14 protein-coding genes are annotated in these 15,676 nt (G+C 63.4%); 9 read left to right on the top strand and 5 right to left on the bottom strand.

The features are described from left to right. The first annotated feature begins 87 nt into the window (after window positions 1–87). The 8 genes from epd (at window position 88) to AAZU54_RS26280 (ending at window position 7,434) form a co-directional block, all read left to right on the top strand. Entirely contained in the window at window positions 88–1,149 is a 1,062-nt protein-coding gene (epd, locus tag AAZU54_RS26315) for an erythrose-4-phosphate dehydrogenase (protein ID WP_312152694.1), read from the top strand. Between the two features lie 12 nt (window positions 1,150–1,161). After that, complete coding sequence (locus AAZU54_RS26310; protein WP_186557547.1) at window positions 1,162–2,325, top strand: phosphoglycerate kinase; 1,164 nt, start codon at window positions 1,162–1,164, stop codon at window positions 2,323–2,325. A 32-nt stretch (window positions 2,326–2,357) separates the two neighbouring features. After that, complete coding sequence (locus tag AAZU54_RS26305) at window positions 2,358–2,576, top strand: hypothetical protein (protein ID WP_186557544.1); 219 nt, start codon at window positions 2,358–2,360, stop codon at window positions 2,574–2,576. A 178-nt stretch (window positions 2,577–2,754) separates the two neighbouring features. Further along, window positions 2,755–3,084 carry an MliC family protein gene (locus AAZU54_RS26300; protein ID WP_405130276.1) on the top strand — a complete coding sequence of 110 codons (330 nt, stop codon included), beginning with the start codon at window positions 2,755–2,757 and terminating at the stop codon, window positions 3,082–3,084. Window positions 3,085–3,183: 99 nt separating this feature from the next. Beyond that, window positions 3,184–4,248 carry a class II fructose-bisphosphate aldolase gene (gene fba / locus AAZU54_RS26295; RefSeq protein WP_012274520.1) on the top strand — a complete coding sequence of 355 codons (1,065 nt, stop codon included), beginning with the start codon at window positions 3,184–3,186 and terminating at the stop codon, window positions 4,246–4,248. Window positions 4,249–4,464: 216 nt separating this feature from the next. Beyond that, window positions 4,465–6,585, top strand: a complete 2,121-nt coding sequence (locus tag AAZU54_RS26290) for a putative bifunctional diguanylate cyclase/phosphodiesterase (protein WP_186557540.1) — start codon at window positions 4,465–4,467, stop codon at window positions 6,583–6,585. A gap of 39 nt (window positions 6,586–6,624) precedes the next feature. Further along, window positions 6,625–7,125 (top strand): M48 metallopeptidase family protein, encoded by a 501-nt coding sequence (locus AAZU54_RS26285; RefSeq protein WP_186557538.1) that lies wholly within the window; start codon window positions 6,625–6,627, stop codon window positions 7,123–7,125. Between the two features lie 12 nt (window positions 7,126–7,137). Continuing rightward, window positions 7,138–7,434: a winged helix-turn-helix domain-containing protein gene (locus AAZU54_RS26280; protein ID WP_186557536.1), complete on the top strand. Its 297-nt coding sequence runs from the start codon at window positions 7,138–7,140 to the stop codon at window positions 7,432–7,434. Between the two features lie 28 nt (window positions 7,435–7,462). Here the strand turns inward: AAZU54_RS26280 and AAZU54_RS26275 are convergent, their stop codons facing one another. Next, on the bottom strand, window positions 7,463–7,915 hold the full coding sequence (locus AAZU54_RS26275; protein ID WP_186557534.1) for a GNAT family N-acetyltransferase: 453 nt from the start codon (window positions 7,913–7,915) through the stop codon (window positions 7,463–7,465). Window positions 7,916–8,128: 213 nt separating this feature from the next. Between AAZU54_RS26275 and AAZU54_RS26270 the strand changes: the two genes are divergently transcribed. Then, a complete protein-coding gene (locus AAZU54_RS26270) occupies window positions 8,129–8,866 on the top strand; it encodes a substrate-binding periplasmic protein (RefSeq protein WP_186557532.1) in 738 nt (245 codons plus the stop codon). A gap of 109 nt (window positions 8,867–8,975) precedes the next feature. Here AAZU54_RS26270 and yccS read toward each other — a convergent pair whose 3' ends face one another. The 4 genes from yccS to mdtD form a co-directional block, all read right to left on the bottom strand. Beyond that, window positions 8,976–11,159, bottom strand: coding sequence for a YccS family putative transporter (yccS, locus tag AAZU54_RS26265; protein WP_434727856.1), 2,184 nt, complete (start codon window positions 11,157–11,159; stop codon window positions 8,976–8,978). A 219-nt stretch (window positions 11,160–11,378) separates the two neighbouring features. Then, window positions 11,379–12,560, bottom strand: coding sequence for an NAD(P)/FAD-dependent oxidoreductase (locus AAZU54_RS26260; RefSeq protein ID WP_405130279.1), 1,182 nt, complete (start codon window positions 12,558–12,560; stop codon window positions 11,379–11,381). Window positions 12,561–12,709: 149 nt separating this feature from the next. Then, window positions 12,710–14,047 (bottom strand): ATP-dependent RNA helicase DbpA, encoded by a 1,338-nt coding sequence (gene dbpA, locus AAZU54_RS26255; RefSeq protein WP_264082888.1) that lies wholly within the window; start codon window positions 14,045–14,047, stop codon window positions 12,710–12,712. A gap of 112 nt (window positions 14,048–14,159) precedes the next feature. After that, window positions 14,160–15,587: a multidrug transporter subunit MdtD gene (gene mdtD / locus AAZU54_RS26250; protein ID WP_312155267.1), complete on the bottom strand. Its 1,428-nt coding sequence runs from the start codon at window positions 15,585–15,587 to the stop codon at window positions 14,160–14,162. Window positions 15,588–15,676: the final 89 nt, after the last annotated feature.

Genomic DNA, 15,676 nt, shown 5'->3' with positions numbered 1-15,676 from the left:
TCCCACGCCAGCTCGCGAATACTGGCTGGCGTGGGAGCGGGCTTGCCCCGCGATGGTCATACAACGCTTTCGATACGTGAGCCCGGCATGCCCCATCCGCGTCCCTACAAAGTTGCACTCAACGGTTACGGCCGCATCGGCCGCTGTGTCCTGCGCGCACTGGTCGAGCGAGGGGCGAAGGCGGGCTTCGAGATCGTTGCACTGAACGATCTGGCCGATCAGGCCAGCCTGGAATACCTGACACGCTTCGACTCCACCCACGGGCGCTTCCCCGGTGAGGTGAAGGTCGACGGCGATTGCCTGCATATCAATGGCGACTGCGTGCAGGTTTTGCGCAGTGCCACCCCTGAAGGGATCGACTGGGCCGCCCTGGACGTAGACCTGGTGCTCGAATGCAGCGGCGCCTACAACACCCGCGCCGACGGCCAGCGCTTCCTCGATGCCGGCGCGCCACGGGTGCTGTTCTCCCAGCCGATGGCCAGCGAGGCGGATGTCGATGCCACGGTGGTCTACGGGATCAACCAGGATTGCCTGACCGGCGCCGAGCGGCTGGTGTCCAACGCCTCCTGCACCACCAACTGCGGCGTGCCGCTGTTGCGCGTGCTGGACCAGGCCTTTGGCATCGAGTACGTGCAGATCACCACGATTCACTCGGCGATGAACGACCAGCCGGTGATCGACGCCTATCACCACGAAGACCTGCGCCGCACCCGCTCGGCATTCCAGTCGGTAATTCCGGTGTCTACTGGCCTGGCCCGTGGCATCGAGCGCCTGCTGCCGGAACTTGCCGGGCGAATTCAGGCCAAAGCGGTACGCGTGCCGACCGTCAACGTGTCGTGCCTGGACATCACCTTGCAGACCGCTCGCGATACGACTGCGGCTGAGGTCAACCAGGTGCTGCGCGACGCCGCCCTGAGCGGCCCGCTGCAGGGGCTTGTGGCCTACACCGAGCTGCCGCACGCCAGCTGTGATTTCAACCATGACCCGCATTCGGCCATCGTCGATGCCAGCCAGACCCGCGTTTCCGGCCCCCGCCTGGTGAACCTGCTGGCCTGGTTCGACAACGAATGGGGGTTCGCCAACCGTATGCTCGACGTTGCTGACCACTATCTGCACGTCGTCCACCAAACCCGCACCAAACAGCCCTGAAGGACTGCATTCATGACCGTGTTGAAGATGACCGACCTCGACCTGCAAGGTAAACGCGTACTGATCCGCGAAGACCTCAACGTGCCTGTGAAGGACGGTGTGGTAGCCAGCGATGCGCGTATCCTGGCTGCGCTGCCGACCATCAAGCTGGCCCTGGAAAAAGGCGCCGCGGTAATGGTCTGCTCGCACTTGGGTCGTCCGACCGAGGGCGAGTTCTCCGCCGAGAACAGCCTCAAGCCCGTCGCCGACTACCTGAGCAAGGCCCTCGGCCGCGAAGTGCCGCTGGTTGCCGACTACCTGGACGGCGTCCAGGTCCAGGCCGGCGAGCTGGTGCTGTTCGAGAACGTGCGCTTCAACAAAGGCGAGAAGAAGAACGCCGACGAGCTGGCGCAGAAGTACGCCGGCCTGTGCGACGTGTTCGTCATGGACGCCTTCGGTACCGCCCACCGCGCCGAGGGTTCGACCCATGGCGTGGCCAAGTTCGCCAAAGTCGCTGCTGCCGGTCCGCTGCTGGCAGCCGAGCTGGACGCCCTGGGCAAGGCCCTGAAAGCCCCGGCCAAGCCGATGGCAGCCATCGTCGCCGGCTCCAAGGTGTCGACCAAGCTCGACGTGCTCAACAGCTTGAGCAGCGTCTGCGACCTGCTGATCGTCGGCGGCGGTATCGCCAACACCTTCCTCGCCGCAGCAGGCCACAAGGTTGGCAAGTCGCTGTACGAGCCTGACCTGGTCGACACCGCCAAGGCCATTGCGGCCAAGGTCAATGTGCCGCTGCCGGTGGACGTGGTGGTTGCCAAGGAGTTCGCCGAGAGCGCCCAGGCCACCGTCAAGCTCATCACTGAAGTCGCTGACGATGACATGATCCTGGACATCGGCCCGCAAACCGCCGAACAGTTCGCTGACTTGCTCAAGACCTCCAAGACCATCCTGTGGAACGGTCCGGTCGGCGTGTTCGAGTTCGACCAGTTCGGCAACGGCACCCAAGTACTGGCCAAAGCCATTGCCGATAGCGCGGCATTCTCCATCGCTGGCGGTGGCGATACCCTGGCAGCCATCGATAAATATGGCGTTGGCAGCGATATCTCCTACATTTCTACCGGTGGCGGTGCGTTCCTCGAATTCGTCGAGGGTAAAGTCCTGCCCGCCGTTGCGATCCTGGAAGAGCGGGCCAAGGCCTGAGCATGAAGGCGCGCGGCAAAGGGAGCGACCGAATGGTCAAGCAATTGCCTGTGATGATCGTGGCGGGGCTGCTGAGCGCTTGCTCCAGCGGTCCGGCTGCGGACGCCGAACCGTCGCAGTCGCCCCAGGGCGGCTGCTATCAGTCCCAGTGGCAGGCGGAAACGGTGCCGGTAATCAACAAGCGCCTGGGCCCGGATGGCCTGGAAAAGTACGACGACGAGCACCAGCGCAAGGCGCCGGGTTGCCCTTGATCGGGTGACGAGCAACCAACCGGACCTTTCGTGGTCTTGGACAAGGGGGCCGCGGTGCGGCCCTTCGCGGCGGTTCGGCGCCCCGGCAAGCCCGCTCCCACAGGGATCGCGCTGAACCCTGTGGGAGCTGGCGAAGCCTGTGATGGGCTGTGAAAGGGCCCCAAAAAGAGGATATTCAATGAAAGCGCTGTTGGCCGTACTGGCCCTGGCGACATTGGCAGGATGCTCTCTGCTGCAGCCGGCGCAACCTGCCCCGGCGGACAACTGGACCCGCTGGGTCTGCGATACCCAGACCGAAGTACTCTGGCGCTTCGCCGACGCTACCCAGGATTCGGTCGACGTACGCCTCGGCGGCGGCGACCAGGTCTACCGGCTCAAGTCCGAGCCGGGCGCCTCTGGCGCGCTATACAGCGACGGCGTGCTGGCCCTGCACACCAAAGGCGATGAAGGCCTGGTGTACTGGGTGGCAACCAACGATCTGATTGGGCGGGGCTGCAAGGCACCGTGACTGGCCGGGCCGCCATGGTGGCCCACACTACTTGAACAGCAACCGCCCCTGCGGCAGGCTTGCACGAAACAACGACGCTTGTCGGGAGAGAGATACACAATGGCACTCATTAGCATGCGCCAGATGCTGGACCACGCCGCCGAGTTCGGCTACGGCGTTCCAGCTTTCAACGTCAACAACCTCGAGCAGATGCGCGCCATCATGGAAGCCGCCGACAAGACCGACTCTCCGGTCATCGTGCAGGCCTCGGCCGGTGCTCGCAAATACGCAGGTGCGCCGTTCCTGCGCCACCTGATCCTGGCCGCGATCGAAGAGTTCCCGCACATCCCGGTGTGCATGCACCAAGACCACGGCACCAGCCCGGACGTCTGCCAGCGCTCGATCCAACTGGGCTTCAGCTCAGTAATGATGGACGGCTCGCTCGGCGAAGACGGCAAGACCCCGACCGACTACGAGTACAACGTGCGCGTCACTCAGCAGACCGTCGCCATGGCGCATGCCTGCGGCGTTTCGGTTGAAGGCGAGCTGGGCTGCCTGGGTTCGCTGGAAACCGGCATGGCCGGTGAAGAAGACGGTATCGGCGCCGAAGGCGTTCTGGATCACAGCCAGATGCTGACCGACCCAGAAGAAGCCGCCGACTTCGTCAAGAAGACCCAGGTCGATGCCCTGGCCATCGCCATCGGCACCAGCCACGGCGCCTACAAGTTCACCAAGCCACCTACCGGTGACGTACTGGCGATCGACCGCATCAAGGAAATCCACAAGCGCATCCCTAACACTCACCTGGTGATGCACGGTTCTTCCTCGGTACCGCAAGAGTGGCTGGCGATCATCAACCAGTACGGCGGCGACATCAAAGAAACCTACGGCGTACCGGTTGAAGAAATCGTCGAAGGCATCAAGTACGGCGTGCGCAAGGTCAACATCGATACCGACCTGCGTCTGGCCTCGACCGGTGCCATGCGTCGCCTGATGGCGACCAACCCGAGCGAATTCGACCCACGCAAGTTCTTCGGCGAAACCGTCAAAGCCATGCGCGACGTCTGCATCGCCCGTTACGAAGCCTTCGGCACTGCCGGTAATGCCTCCAAGATCAAACCGATCTCCCTGGAAGGCATGTACCAGCGTTACCTGAAAGGCGAGCTGGCTGCCAAGGTCAACTGATCCGCACCCGTGCAGGAAAAACCCGCAGAAATGCGGGTTTTTTTATGGCTGCTATTTAGCGCCATCGTGGAACAAGACCGGGCACGACCGTTAGTCGGTTTGGGCGAAGATATCCGACTGATAGCGTTCTGATTGCATTGCACCCGGCCAACCCCCGACTAGAGTAGTTAATCGGATCCAATTGGTAGTGGCAGTCGCGCTTACAAGAGAAGCAGCATGGATGAAGCTCAACCCAATGCCCCGGATGGCCGATCCGTTCTGCTGGTTGTCGACGATTACCCGGAGAACCTGATCAGCATGCGGGCGCTGTTGGCCCGGCAAGACTGGCAGGTGCTCACGGCAAGCTCGGGGATGGAAGCCTTGAGCGCATTGCTGCAGCATGACGTGGACCTGGTCCTGCTGGATGTGCAAATGCCCGAAATGGACGGTTTCGAGGTGGCCCGGCTGATGCGCGGCAGCCAGCGAACCCGGCTGACGCCGATTATCTTCCTGACCGCCAACGAGCAGTCGCAAGCCGCGGTGCTCAAGGGCTATGCCGCAGGTGCGGTGGATTACCTGTTCAAACCCTTCGATCCGCAGATCCTCAAGCCCAAGGTGCAGGCATTGCTGGAGCAGCAGCGCAACCGGCGCATGCTGCAACGTCTGACCCGCGAGCTGGAAACGGCCAGGGCGTTCAATGCATCGATCCTGGAAAACGCGGCCGAAGGCATTTTGGTAGTGGATGAGGCTGGCACCATCGGCTTTGCCAACCCGGCCATCTCGCGCTTGCTCGAAACCCCTGTGGATAAATTGCAAGGCGCGCATGTGCTCGACCTGGTGCAATTGGTAACGGCCTGCCTGTGGCGCGAGTCGGAGTTTTATCAGGCGTATTTGGCCCGGCAGATCTTCCGCGTGCATGACGCCCAGTTGCGTACCCTCGGCGGCCAGTTGGTGCCGGTGGCGCTGTCCTGCGCACCCTTGCCGGCGGAGCAGCGCGCCATGGTGGTGACGGTGCTGGACATGTCGGTGGTACGCAGCCTGCACCAGCAACTGGAATACCAGGCGGTCACCGATCCGCTCACCGGCCTGCTCAATCGCCGCGGCTTCTATCAGGCCGCCGAGGGCGCGCTGCTGCGCAGTGAGCGCTCGGACAAAGCCCAGGCATTGATGTACATGGACCTGGATGGTTTCAAGCGGATCAACGACTCACTCGGTCATGAGGCCGGCGATGAGGTGCTGCGTTGGGTCGGCGAACAACTCAAGGACTGCCTGGGCAGCGAGGCCTTGCTGGCGCGCATGGGCGGTGATGAATTCACCGCGTTGTTCGATGGCTTGCCCTATCCGGAGCGGGCCGGGCGGTTTGCCGAGCAGGTGATCGAGCGCCTGTCGATTTCCCATCAGGTCGAGGGCGTGGATGTCTGCCTTGGCGTCAGCATCGGCATCGCCACCTACCCCGATTGCGGCGGCACGGTCGAAGGCTTGATCCGCGCGGCCGACACCGCGATGTACGCCGCCAAGCAAGCCGGTCGCCAGCAGTACCGCTTCTACGATCAGGAGCTCAATGGGCGGGCCCGGTCCCGTTTGATGCTCGAAGATGGGGTGCGCACGGCCATCGAACAGAAGGACTTCAGCCTGGTGTTCCAGCCCCAGGTGGCGTTCGCTGACGGCACATTGCGCGGCTTCGAGGCGTTGCTGCGCTGGCAGCACCCCAGCGTCGGCGACGTTCCGCCTGCGCTGTTCATTCCCTTGCTCGAGGAAACCCGTCTGATCAGCCGGCTGGCCAGCTGGATCTATGATCAGGGCGCCGCTCAGCGCCAAGCCTGGAATGAGCACTTCGCACCTGACCTGGTGCTCAGCATCAGCCTGAGCCGGATTCAGTTCGCCATGCCCAACCTGGTCGACGAGTTGCGCCGGGTAATCGAGGAGCACGGCCTGCAACCTGCGCAGTTGGAGGTCGAGGTGGCGGAAACCTCACTGATCTACAACATCGATGCGGCGATCAAGCAGGTCAAGCGCTTGCACGAGCTGGGCGTACGGGTGGCGCTGGACGACTTTGGCGCGGGTGAGTGTTCGTTGCGCATGGTCCGCGACTTGCCGATCGATACCCTCAAGCTCGACCGTCATCTGGTCAGTCGATTGCCGGACTCGGCGGGTGATGCCGCGCTGGTGCGCAGTGTCATCGGCCTGTGCGCCGACTACGCCATCACGGTGATCGCCGAAGGCGTCGAGACCGCTGCCCAGGCCGCCTGGCTCAAGGCCAATGGCTGTGCCTACGTGCAGGGCTTTTTGGTGGCGCGGCCGATGACCTGCGCCGATGCCAGCGGCTTTCCGGCGATTTTCCCCTGGCCACGGTCATGATTGGCTAGAATCGCCTCTGCTTTCAGCGACCGCCGTGCCATGACCGAATTACGCTACTTGCAAGCCTACCCACCACACCTGCAGGAGCAGGTGCGCCAGATGATTGCCAGCGACCGCCTGGGCGATTACCTGCGCCAGCGCTATCCAGGGCGCCACGAGGTGCAGAACGACAAGGCCTTGTATCTCTATGCCCAAGAGCTCAGGCAGGCCTATCTGCGCAGCGCGCCGAACCTGGATAAAGTGCTGTTCGACAACCGCCTGGACTTGACCCACCGTGCCTTGGGGCTCAATACCGCGGTATCGCGAGTGCAGGGCGGCAAGCTCAAGGCGAAAAAAGAGATCCGCATTGCGGCATTGTTCAAGGAAGCTGCGCCGCAGTTCCTGCGCATGATCGTGGTGCACGAGTTGGCCCACCTCAAGGAGCGCGACCACAGCAAGGCCTTCTACCAGCTGTGCCAGCACATGGAGCCGGACTACCATCAACTGGAATTCGACCTGCGCGTCTACCTGACCTACCGGGAGCTGCCGGGCACCACGTAAGGACCACCCAGCATGGATGTAAGCAAGACCAAGAGCAGTTTCTACCGCCGCCTCTACGTGGCCTGGCTGATCGACAGCCAGACCGCGACCAGCGTCCCCGCCTTGATGGAGGCCACCGGCATGCCCCGGCGCACCGCCCAGGACACCATCGCAGCCCTGGCCGACCTGGACATCGTCTGCGAGTTCGAGCAAGAAGCGGGTGCTCGCAACCATGCTGGGCACTACCGCATCCATGACTGGGGTGCGATCGACAAGCAGTGGATCATTCAGCACCTGCGCACAATCCGCCAGGTGTTGGGCTATCCCTGAGCCTCAACGCTGGGCTCAGGCCCTGAGCTCAGCCCCTGCGCATGCCAATGTGAGGGATGCCATCTTCAAGGTATTCGTCTCCCGCCACCTCGAAGCCGTGGCGTGCGTAGTAGCCTTGCAGGTGTGCTTGAGCTGACAGGTAGACCGGCGTGCCTGGCCAGCAGTGCTCGGCACACTCCAGGCCCTTGAGCAGCAATTGGTGGCCAGTGCCGTTGCCCCGAGCGGCAGCTGCGGTCACTACTCGGCCAATGACCACCTCGCCGTCATGCGCCTGCGGGTCGAGCAGGCGCAGATAGGCGACCAGGCGGTTGTCCTGGCAACCCATCAAGTGCAGCGTATCGCCACTCAGGTCGAGCCCGTCGACCTCCTGATAAGGACAGCGCTGCTCTACCACGAATACTTCTGTGCGCAGCGCGAGGATGTCATACAGCTGTTGCTTGTCGAGGTCGGTATGGTGCTTGCAGATCCACTCGATGGACATTGAGATGCGCTCCTGGGATGGGCTGACGATCATCGCAAATCTGGCGGGCAAGCACGAGAAACCGATGCCGTGGATCAACTGCGGCGCAGTTCGGCCAAAATAGAGGCTATTTGACATTATTGTCGGCTGCGACCGGCTTTCGCCTGTGTGTACTCTGCCAACCTGTAGTGATGAAGCTCCCGCGTGAGCCCCTAATTGCGAAAGGACTTGAGCATGCGGCCACTGCTTTGTGTTGTTGGTTTGCTGGCGCTAATGCTGCTGCCCGTAGCATCGGCGCAGGACAAGCTACGCCTGGTGTCCGACAGCTGGCCGCCCTTCACCGATACCGGCATGCCCGGCGGCGGCCTGGCCACCAGCATCGTCACCACCGCCCTGATGCGTGCGGGATATGCCAGCGAGTTCGAGGAGGTGCCTTGGGCCAGGGCGCTCAAGGGCGTGGCTGATGGTCGCTACGATGTACTGGTGAATGCCTGGTACAACGACTCGCGCGCGCTGATCGGCCAATTTTCCAAAGCCTACCTGACCAATCGGATTCGCCTGCTCAAGCGCCAGGGAGATGCCTTTAGCTACAAGCGCCAGGCCGACCTGTATCCGTACTCGATTGCGGTGGTGCGCGATTATGCCTACTCACCGGATTTCGACAGTGATACCCGCTTGAGCAAAGTGCCTGTGCGTAACTTCTCATCTGCCGTACGCATGCTGGCGGCAGGGCGGGTGAAGTTGGCAGTGGAAGACGAGTATGTGGCCCGCTACAACTTGCAGCGCGAGCCACAGCAGGTGCGCGATGCGGTGAGCTTCGTCGAGCCGCCGCTGGGGGAGAACAGCCTGCATATCCTGGTGAGCCTCAAGCATCCACAGCATCAGCAGATCGTGCAGCGGTTCGAGCGTGCAATCGTGGCGATGAAGGCCGATGGCAGTTATGCCCGGCTGCTACGCCAGCATGGGTTCTGAGGGGGGCGGTGCAGGCCTGATCGCGGGGCAAGCCCGCTCCCACGAGAACAATTGAGGCCTGAAGGTTGTAAGCCCGCTGCCGTTGGGACAATTGGGCATCCGCCAATCCTCAGGCAGGAGAGCCTTCCTTGATCAAGTGAGCGGCCATGGTCCGCAGCGGCCCGAGCTGGCGACAGATCAACGCCAATTGCGTCTGCACCAGGCGCTGATGCTCATCCAGCTCCTCTGGCATTTGCTCCAGTGCATTGGCCAGCGCCTCTTCTTCATCACTGTGGATCGCCACGGGTAGCCGCGCTGCCAGGCCATTGGCGATCTCTTCCAGGCTCTTCGCCAAGCTCTGCCCGGCACCCTCGATCAACTGCTCATGCACCTCGGCCGGCAGCGCCGTATCACGGTGCGCACCCAGCCCGGAGAGGTAGCTGAGCAGGGTGTGTGAGAGCACCAGGAAACGGAAGCCGACATCTGCCTCCTTACGGAAATGCCCCGGCTCCATGAGCATGTTGGCCAGGGTGGTCGACAGCGCTGCATCGGCGTTGTGCGCGTTGCGCCGGGCCAGGCGATAGGCCAGGTCGTCACGCTTGCCATGGGCGTATTGCTGCATGATCTGGCGCAGGTAGGCGCTGGCGCAGCTGAGGGTATTGGCCAGCACCTTGTTCAAGCGCCGCCCCTGCCAGTCGGGCAGGAACAGGAACACCGCCAGAATGGCGATCAGGCTGCCGACCAGGGTATCGAACAGGCGCGGCAGGAACAGCCCGTAGCCATCGCCGATCTGGTTGAAGCAGAACAGCACCATCAAGGTAATTGCGGCGGTGGCCAAGGTGTAGCGGGTGGTACGGTTGACGAAGAACACTACGCCCGCCACCACCGCGAACATCGATTGGATGATCGGGTTGGGGAACAGGTCGAACAGAGCCCAGCCCACCGTCAAGCCGATGGCCGTGCCGAAGATCCGTTGCACCAGCTTGCGCCGGGTCGCGCCGTAGTTGGGCTGACAGACGAACAGCGTGGTGAGGATGATCCAGTAGCCTTGGGTCGGGTGGATCAAATGAACCATGCCATAGCCGATCGACAACGCCAGCGGCAGGCGCAGGGCGTGGCGGAACAGCAATGAAGTGGGCGTGAGCTGCGTGCGCAGCCGGCTCCAGACATCCTTGAAGGTGCGTGGCGAGCGGTCGAGCAGGCTGCTGTCGCTGGCGTCGGCGAGGCTGTCCGGGTTGCTCGCAGCACCGAGCAGGCGGTCGAGGGTGGCCAGGTTACCGGCCAGCGCGCGCAACGAGCGCAGCAGCCCGCGCCAGGCGGGGTTGCTCTGGATGCGCAGGTGTTCGAGCGAGGCGTGCAGGTCTTCCAGTGCTTCGGCAAAGCCGGTGCCATAGACGAAGGGCTGGCGCAGGCGGATCGATTCAGCCAGCTGCTGGCAGGCCGAGCCTTGCTGGCGTAGCAGGCGTTGGCAACGGAACATCACATCGCTGTGGAAAAACGCTTCGGCCAGCGCATTGTAGGGATAGTGCGAGGCGCTGACCCGTTCATGAATATCCTGGGCCAGGAAGTACAGCTTGAGGTAGCGACTGACCTTGGAGTTCGGCTGGCTGTTGCCGACCCGGTGCAGAATGATTTCCTTGGCTGCGTTGAGCGCTGCCACCACCTTGCCATTTTGCTGGGCCAGTTCCAGGCGCCGGGCCTCGACGTCGAGGTTGCGGATCGGCTCGAACAGGTTGGCCTTGAGCTTGAGGTAGCGGCCCAGCTCGTAGAACAGCTTGGCCAGGCTCTGCTGCACCGGCTGGTTGGAGAACAGCGCCTGCCACAGCACCGAGAGCAGGCCATACCAGGCGGCGCCGGCTACCAGCAGCAAAGGCTCGTGCCAGAAATCGGTGACTTCACCACCGCGCTGGTCCACACCGATCATGGTGTACACCGACAGAATCAACGTTGCCGAGGCGATTGCCCCGTAGCGCTCGCCCAAGGCGCCGAGCATGGTCAGGCAGAACGCGGCCAGGGCCAGTGAGATGGCGAAAATCCACGGGTAGGGGAAGAGCAGCTCGACTGACAGTGCGGCGATGGCAAAGCACACCAGGGTCACCATCAGCGCGCTGAGCCGGCCCTGCCAGCCGTCGTCGGTCTCGGCCAGGGCGCTGGCGATGATCCCCAGGAACAGCGGGATCAGCAGGTTCATTTCATCCTGGTACCAGCACAGGGCCATGCTGCCGGTGAGGGCGACGGTTACCCGGATGCTGTAGCTGAACTTGTCTTGGCCCCACAGGCGACGCAGAGAATGGCGAAACGAGCTCGATGACATGATGGCCTGCTGGCAGTGATCGAATGAGAACCTGTTCAGTGAATGCCATTGCAGCTGGGGTCCGCTGCGCGGCCCTTCGCGGGCAAGCCCGCTCCCACAGCGGCCAGCGCAAAACTCTGTGGGAGCGGGCTTGTCCGCGAAGGGCCGCGCAGCGGACCCAGCTTTGATGCATCCTGGCACGGACCAGCAAGAAGCGTTCCGTGCTGAAAGGATTCTACCTTACACGAACTGCGCGGCGGCGTTAGCCGAGGCCCAGGCCCACTGGAAATTAAACCCACCCAGATGGCCGCTGACGTCCAGCACTTCACCGATGAAGTACAGCCCCGGGCTCTTCAGCGATTCCATGGTCTTGGACGACACCTCGCGGGTATCCACCCCGCCAAGCGTCACCTCGGCAGTGCGATAGCCCTCGGTCCCGGCCGGCACCACTTGCCAGGCCGCCAGCCTCTCGGCGATCTGTGCAAGCTCGGCCGGGGTGTACTGCTTCATCGGCTTGGAGACGAACCACTGATCAGCCAACAGGTTGGCCAGCTTGCGCGTGAACACTTCGCCCAGCACGGTTTTCAGTTCGCTGTTGGCGCGCTCGGTCTGTTGCTGTTGCAGCCAGTCGAGGGCATCGCGGTCCGGCAGCAGGTTGATCTCGACCGTGTCGCCAGCCTCCCAGAACGAAGAAATCTGCAAGATCGCCGGGCCACTCAGACCACGATGGGTGAACAGCAGGTTCTCGCGGAAGCTGGTGCCATTGCAGCTGGCGGTGCAATCGAGCGAGGTCCCCGACAGTTCACTGCACAGTGCCTTGAGCTGGGGCTCGGTGATGGTGAAGGGCACCAAACCTGCGCGGGTGGGCAGCAGGCTGTGGCCGAACTGGCGTGCAACCTGATAGCCAAAGCCGCTGGCGCCCAGGGTCGGAATCGACAGACCGCCGGTGGCGATCACCAGCGACTGGCAGGCAAACGGCCCGGCGCTGGTGTGCAGGCGATAGCCGTTGTCGGTCTTGTCGATGGTCTCGATGCTGGTTTCCATGCGCAGCTCGACCCCGGCATCGTCACATTCGGCGAGCAGCAGGTTGAGGATGTCGCTGGACTTGTTATCGCAAAACAGCTGGCCCAGCTTCTTCTCGTGGTACGGCACGCCATGCTTGGCCACCAGCTCGATGAAGTCCCACTGGGTGTAGCGGGCCAGCGCCGACTTGCAGAAGTGCGGGTTGTGCGAGAGGAAGTTGCCAGGTTCGGTGTACAGGTTGGTGAAGTTGCAGCGCCCGCCGCCGGACATGAGAATCTTCTTGCCCGGTTTGTTGGCATGATCGAGCAGAAGCACCCGGCGCCCGCGTCGGGCACTGAGTTGAGCGCACATCAGGCCGGCGGCGCCAGCGCCGAGGATGATCACGTCGGTGGAGTGCAAGATAGTTTCCCTGCGAACGATGAAATAGGAGGTCGACGCCACCCTGGTAGGAGCGGGCTTGTCCCGCGATAGCGTCAGCCGGGTCAACGACGTGCCTGGTCGACCGCTATCGCAGGGCAAACCCGCTCCTACTAGGGACGTGGTGCTGCTTAAAGGATACGAACTTTCAGCGAGCGGCCCTTGATCTTGCCGCTGTTGAGCCGCTGCATGGCCTGCTTGGCCAAGGCCCGCTCCACCGCCACGAAGGCCTGGAAGTCGAAGATGGCGATCTTGCCTACCTGCTTGCCAGGAATCCCCGCATCACCGGTCAGCGCGCCAAGGATATCGCCTGGGCGCAGCTTGTCCTTGCGTCCGGCGGCAATGCACAAGGTGGCCATGACCGGCAGCAGCGGTTCACCGCCTTTGTTCTTCAGGCTGTCCAGTTGCTCCCAGCGCAGCGGGCGCTTCTGCAACTGCTCGATGGCCTGGGCGCGATGGCCTTCGGCCGGCGCCACCAGGCTCACCGCCACGCCTTTCTCGCCTGCGCGACCGGTACGGCCAACGCGGTGTACGTGGATCTCGGCGTCACGCGCCAGTTCAACGTTGATCACCATGTCCAGGCCATCGATGTCCAGGCCACGGGCGGCGACGTCAGTGGCCACCAGTACCGAGCTGCTGCGGTTGGCGAACATGGCCAGCACCTGATCGCGGTCACGCTGCTCCAGATCACCGTGCAGGGCCTGGGCAACGATGCCCTTGGCGGTGAGGTGGGCAACCACCTCTTCGCACTGCTGCTTGGTGAAGCAGAACGCCACGCACGATTCAGGGCGATAGTGGCCAAGCACCCGGGTCAGCGCTTCGAGGCGCTGCTGTGGGTCGATCTCGATAAAGCTCTGCTCGATCTGGGTTTCGCTGTGCAACGCCTCGACCTTGACCTGCTGCGGCTTGCGCATGAAGTCTGCGGCCAGTTGCTCGATGCCGCTTGGATAGGTGGCGGAGAACAGCAAGGTCTGGCGGCGCGCCGGGGTCTTGCCGATGATGCTGGCGATGGCGTCGAAGAAGCCCATGTCGAGCATCCGGTCAGCTTCGTCGAGCACCAGGGTGTTAAGCCCATCGAGCACCAAGGTGCCCTTGTCCAGGTGCTGCTGCACCCGGCCTGGGGTGCCGACGATGATGTGCGCGCCATGCTCCAGCGAGGCGATCTGCGGGCCGAGCGAGACGCCGCCGCACAGGGTCAGGATCTTGATGTTGTCCTCGGCCCGGGCCAGCCGGCGCAGTTCTTTGGCGACCTGGTCGGCCAGCTCGCGGGTCGGGCACAGGACCAGCGCCTGGCAGCCGAAGTAGCGCGGGTTGATCGGGTTGAGCAGGCCGATGCCGAAGGCGGCGGTCTTGCCGCTGCCGGTCTTGGCCTGGGCGATCAGGTCCTGGCCCTTGAGGATGACCGGCAGGCTCTGGGCCTGGATCGGGGTCATCGCGGCATAGCCGAGGGCGTCCAGGTTGGCCAGCATGGCGGCGGACAGCGGCAGAGTGGCAAATGCGGTGGATTCGGTGGTCACGAGGCGGGCCTGCGTTGCGAAGCGAAAAATGCCGCACAGTCTACCAGCCTCGTGGCCATTCGCCCTAAGGTTCGATCTCCGGTTCCGGACGACGGGCACGCCTTCCGTCTGTCGGCGCCAGTTGCAGGAAGATCGCCGCCGCCAGCATGGCCATCAGGCCGATGGTGAAGAAGGTCAGCTGGAACGCGCCCAGGGTGGTTTCCACGCCCTCGGCGCTGCCGGCCGCGGTGAAACCGCCAAGCAAGGCACCGGCGCAGGCCACGCCCAGGCTCAGCGACAGCTGCGCGACCACCGACAGCAAGCTGTTGCCACTGCTGGCGCTGGCGTCGTCCAGGTCGATCAGGGTCACGGTGTTCATCGCGGTGAACTGCAGCGAGTTGACCGCACCGAGCAAGGACAACTGCACCAGCAGCAGGGCGTAAGGCGTCTGCTCGTCCACCAGGCCCAGGCTGGCCAGCAGAATGCCCAGCAGCAAGGTATTGCCGGTGAGGATGATCCGGTAGCCCAGGCGTTCGATCAGCGGCCTGGCAATTGACTTGGCGACCATCGCCGCCGCCGCCAGGGGGATCATGCTCATCCCCGCCTGGGAGGGCGAGTAGCCCAAGGCGATCTGCAGCAACAACGGCACCAAAAATGGCAACGCGCCGCTGCCCAGGCGAGCGAACAGGTTGCCCAGGATGCCGATGGCAAAGGTCCGCACGCGGAACAGGCTGGGGGAGAACAGCGGCTCCGGATCCCGCCCGGCGCGCAGCCAGTAGGCCGCCAGGCACGCCATGCCGGCGAACAGCAGCAACATCACGCGCAAGTGCGGCAGGTGCAGCTCGCCCAGGCCTTCCATGGCGATGGTGATCAGTACCATCGCCGCGCCGAACAGAATGAAGCCCGGGGCATCGAAGGTTGTCCGTTCCGTGCCGCGCAGGTCGGGGATGAACTTCCATACCGCATAGCAGCCCAGGGCGCCCACCGGCAGGTTGAGCAAAAAGATCCAGTGCCAACTGAGGATCTCCACCAGCCAACCGCCCATCGTCGGCCCGAGCAGCGGGCCGAGCAGGCCGGGAATGGTGATGAAGCTCATGATCCGCACCAGCTCCGAGCGCGGATAGGCGCGCAGGACCACCAGGCGCCCCACCGGCAGCATCAGCGCGCCGCCCAGGCCCTGGATGATCCGGGCAATGATCAGGAAGGTCAGGCTGTTGGCGATGGCGCACAGCAGCGAGCCGAAGCTGAATAGCAGAATCGCGCTGAAGAAGATCCGCTTGGTGCCGAAGCGATCGGCGATCCAGCCAGAGGCCGGAATCAGCAGGGCGACGGTGAGCATGTAGGCGATGATCACGCCTTGCATGCGCAGTGGGTCTTCTTCAAGTGAACGGGCCATGGCCGGCAGGGCGGTATTGAGGATGGTGCCGTCCAGCGACTGCATGAAGAAGGCGATGGCCACGACCCAGGGGATCCAGCGGGCGGTGACGGGGTCCAGCGGCGGGCGTTCGGACATAAGCAACCTTCGCGTCGAGAGCAACTGAGCGGGGCTCGTGGTAGCGGGCTTGCCCCGCGATAGCGTCAGCCTGATCGACAGGGCCGACA

The organism is Pseudomonas sp. Je.1.5.c (assembly GCF_051129895.1).
Lineage (GTDB): Bacteria > Pseudomonadota > Gammaproteobacteria > Pseudomonadales > Pseudomonadaceae > Aquipseudomonas > Aquipseudomonas urmiensis.
The sequence above is the reverse complement of the archived record's forward strand: the minus strand, read 5'-3'. Positions and strand labels throughout refer to the sequence as shown.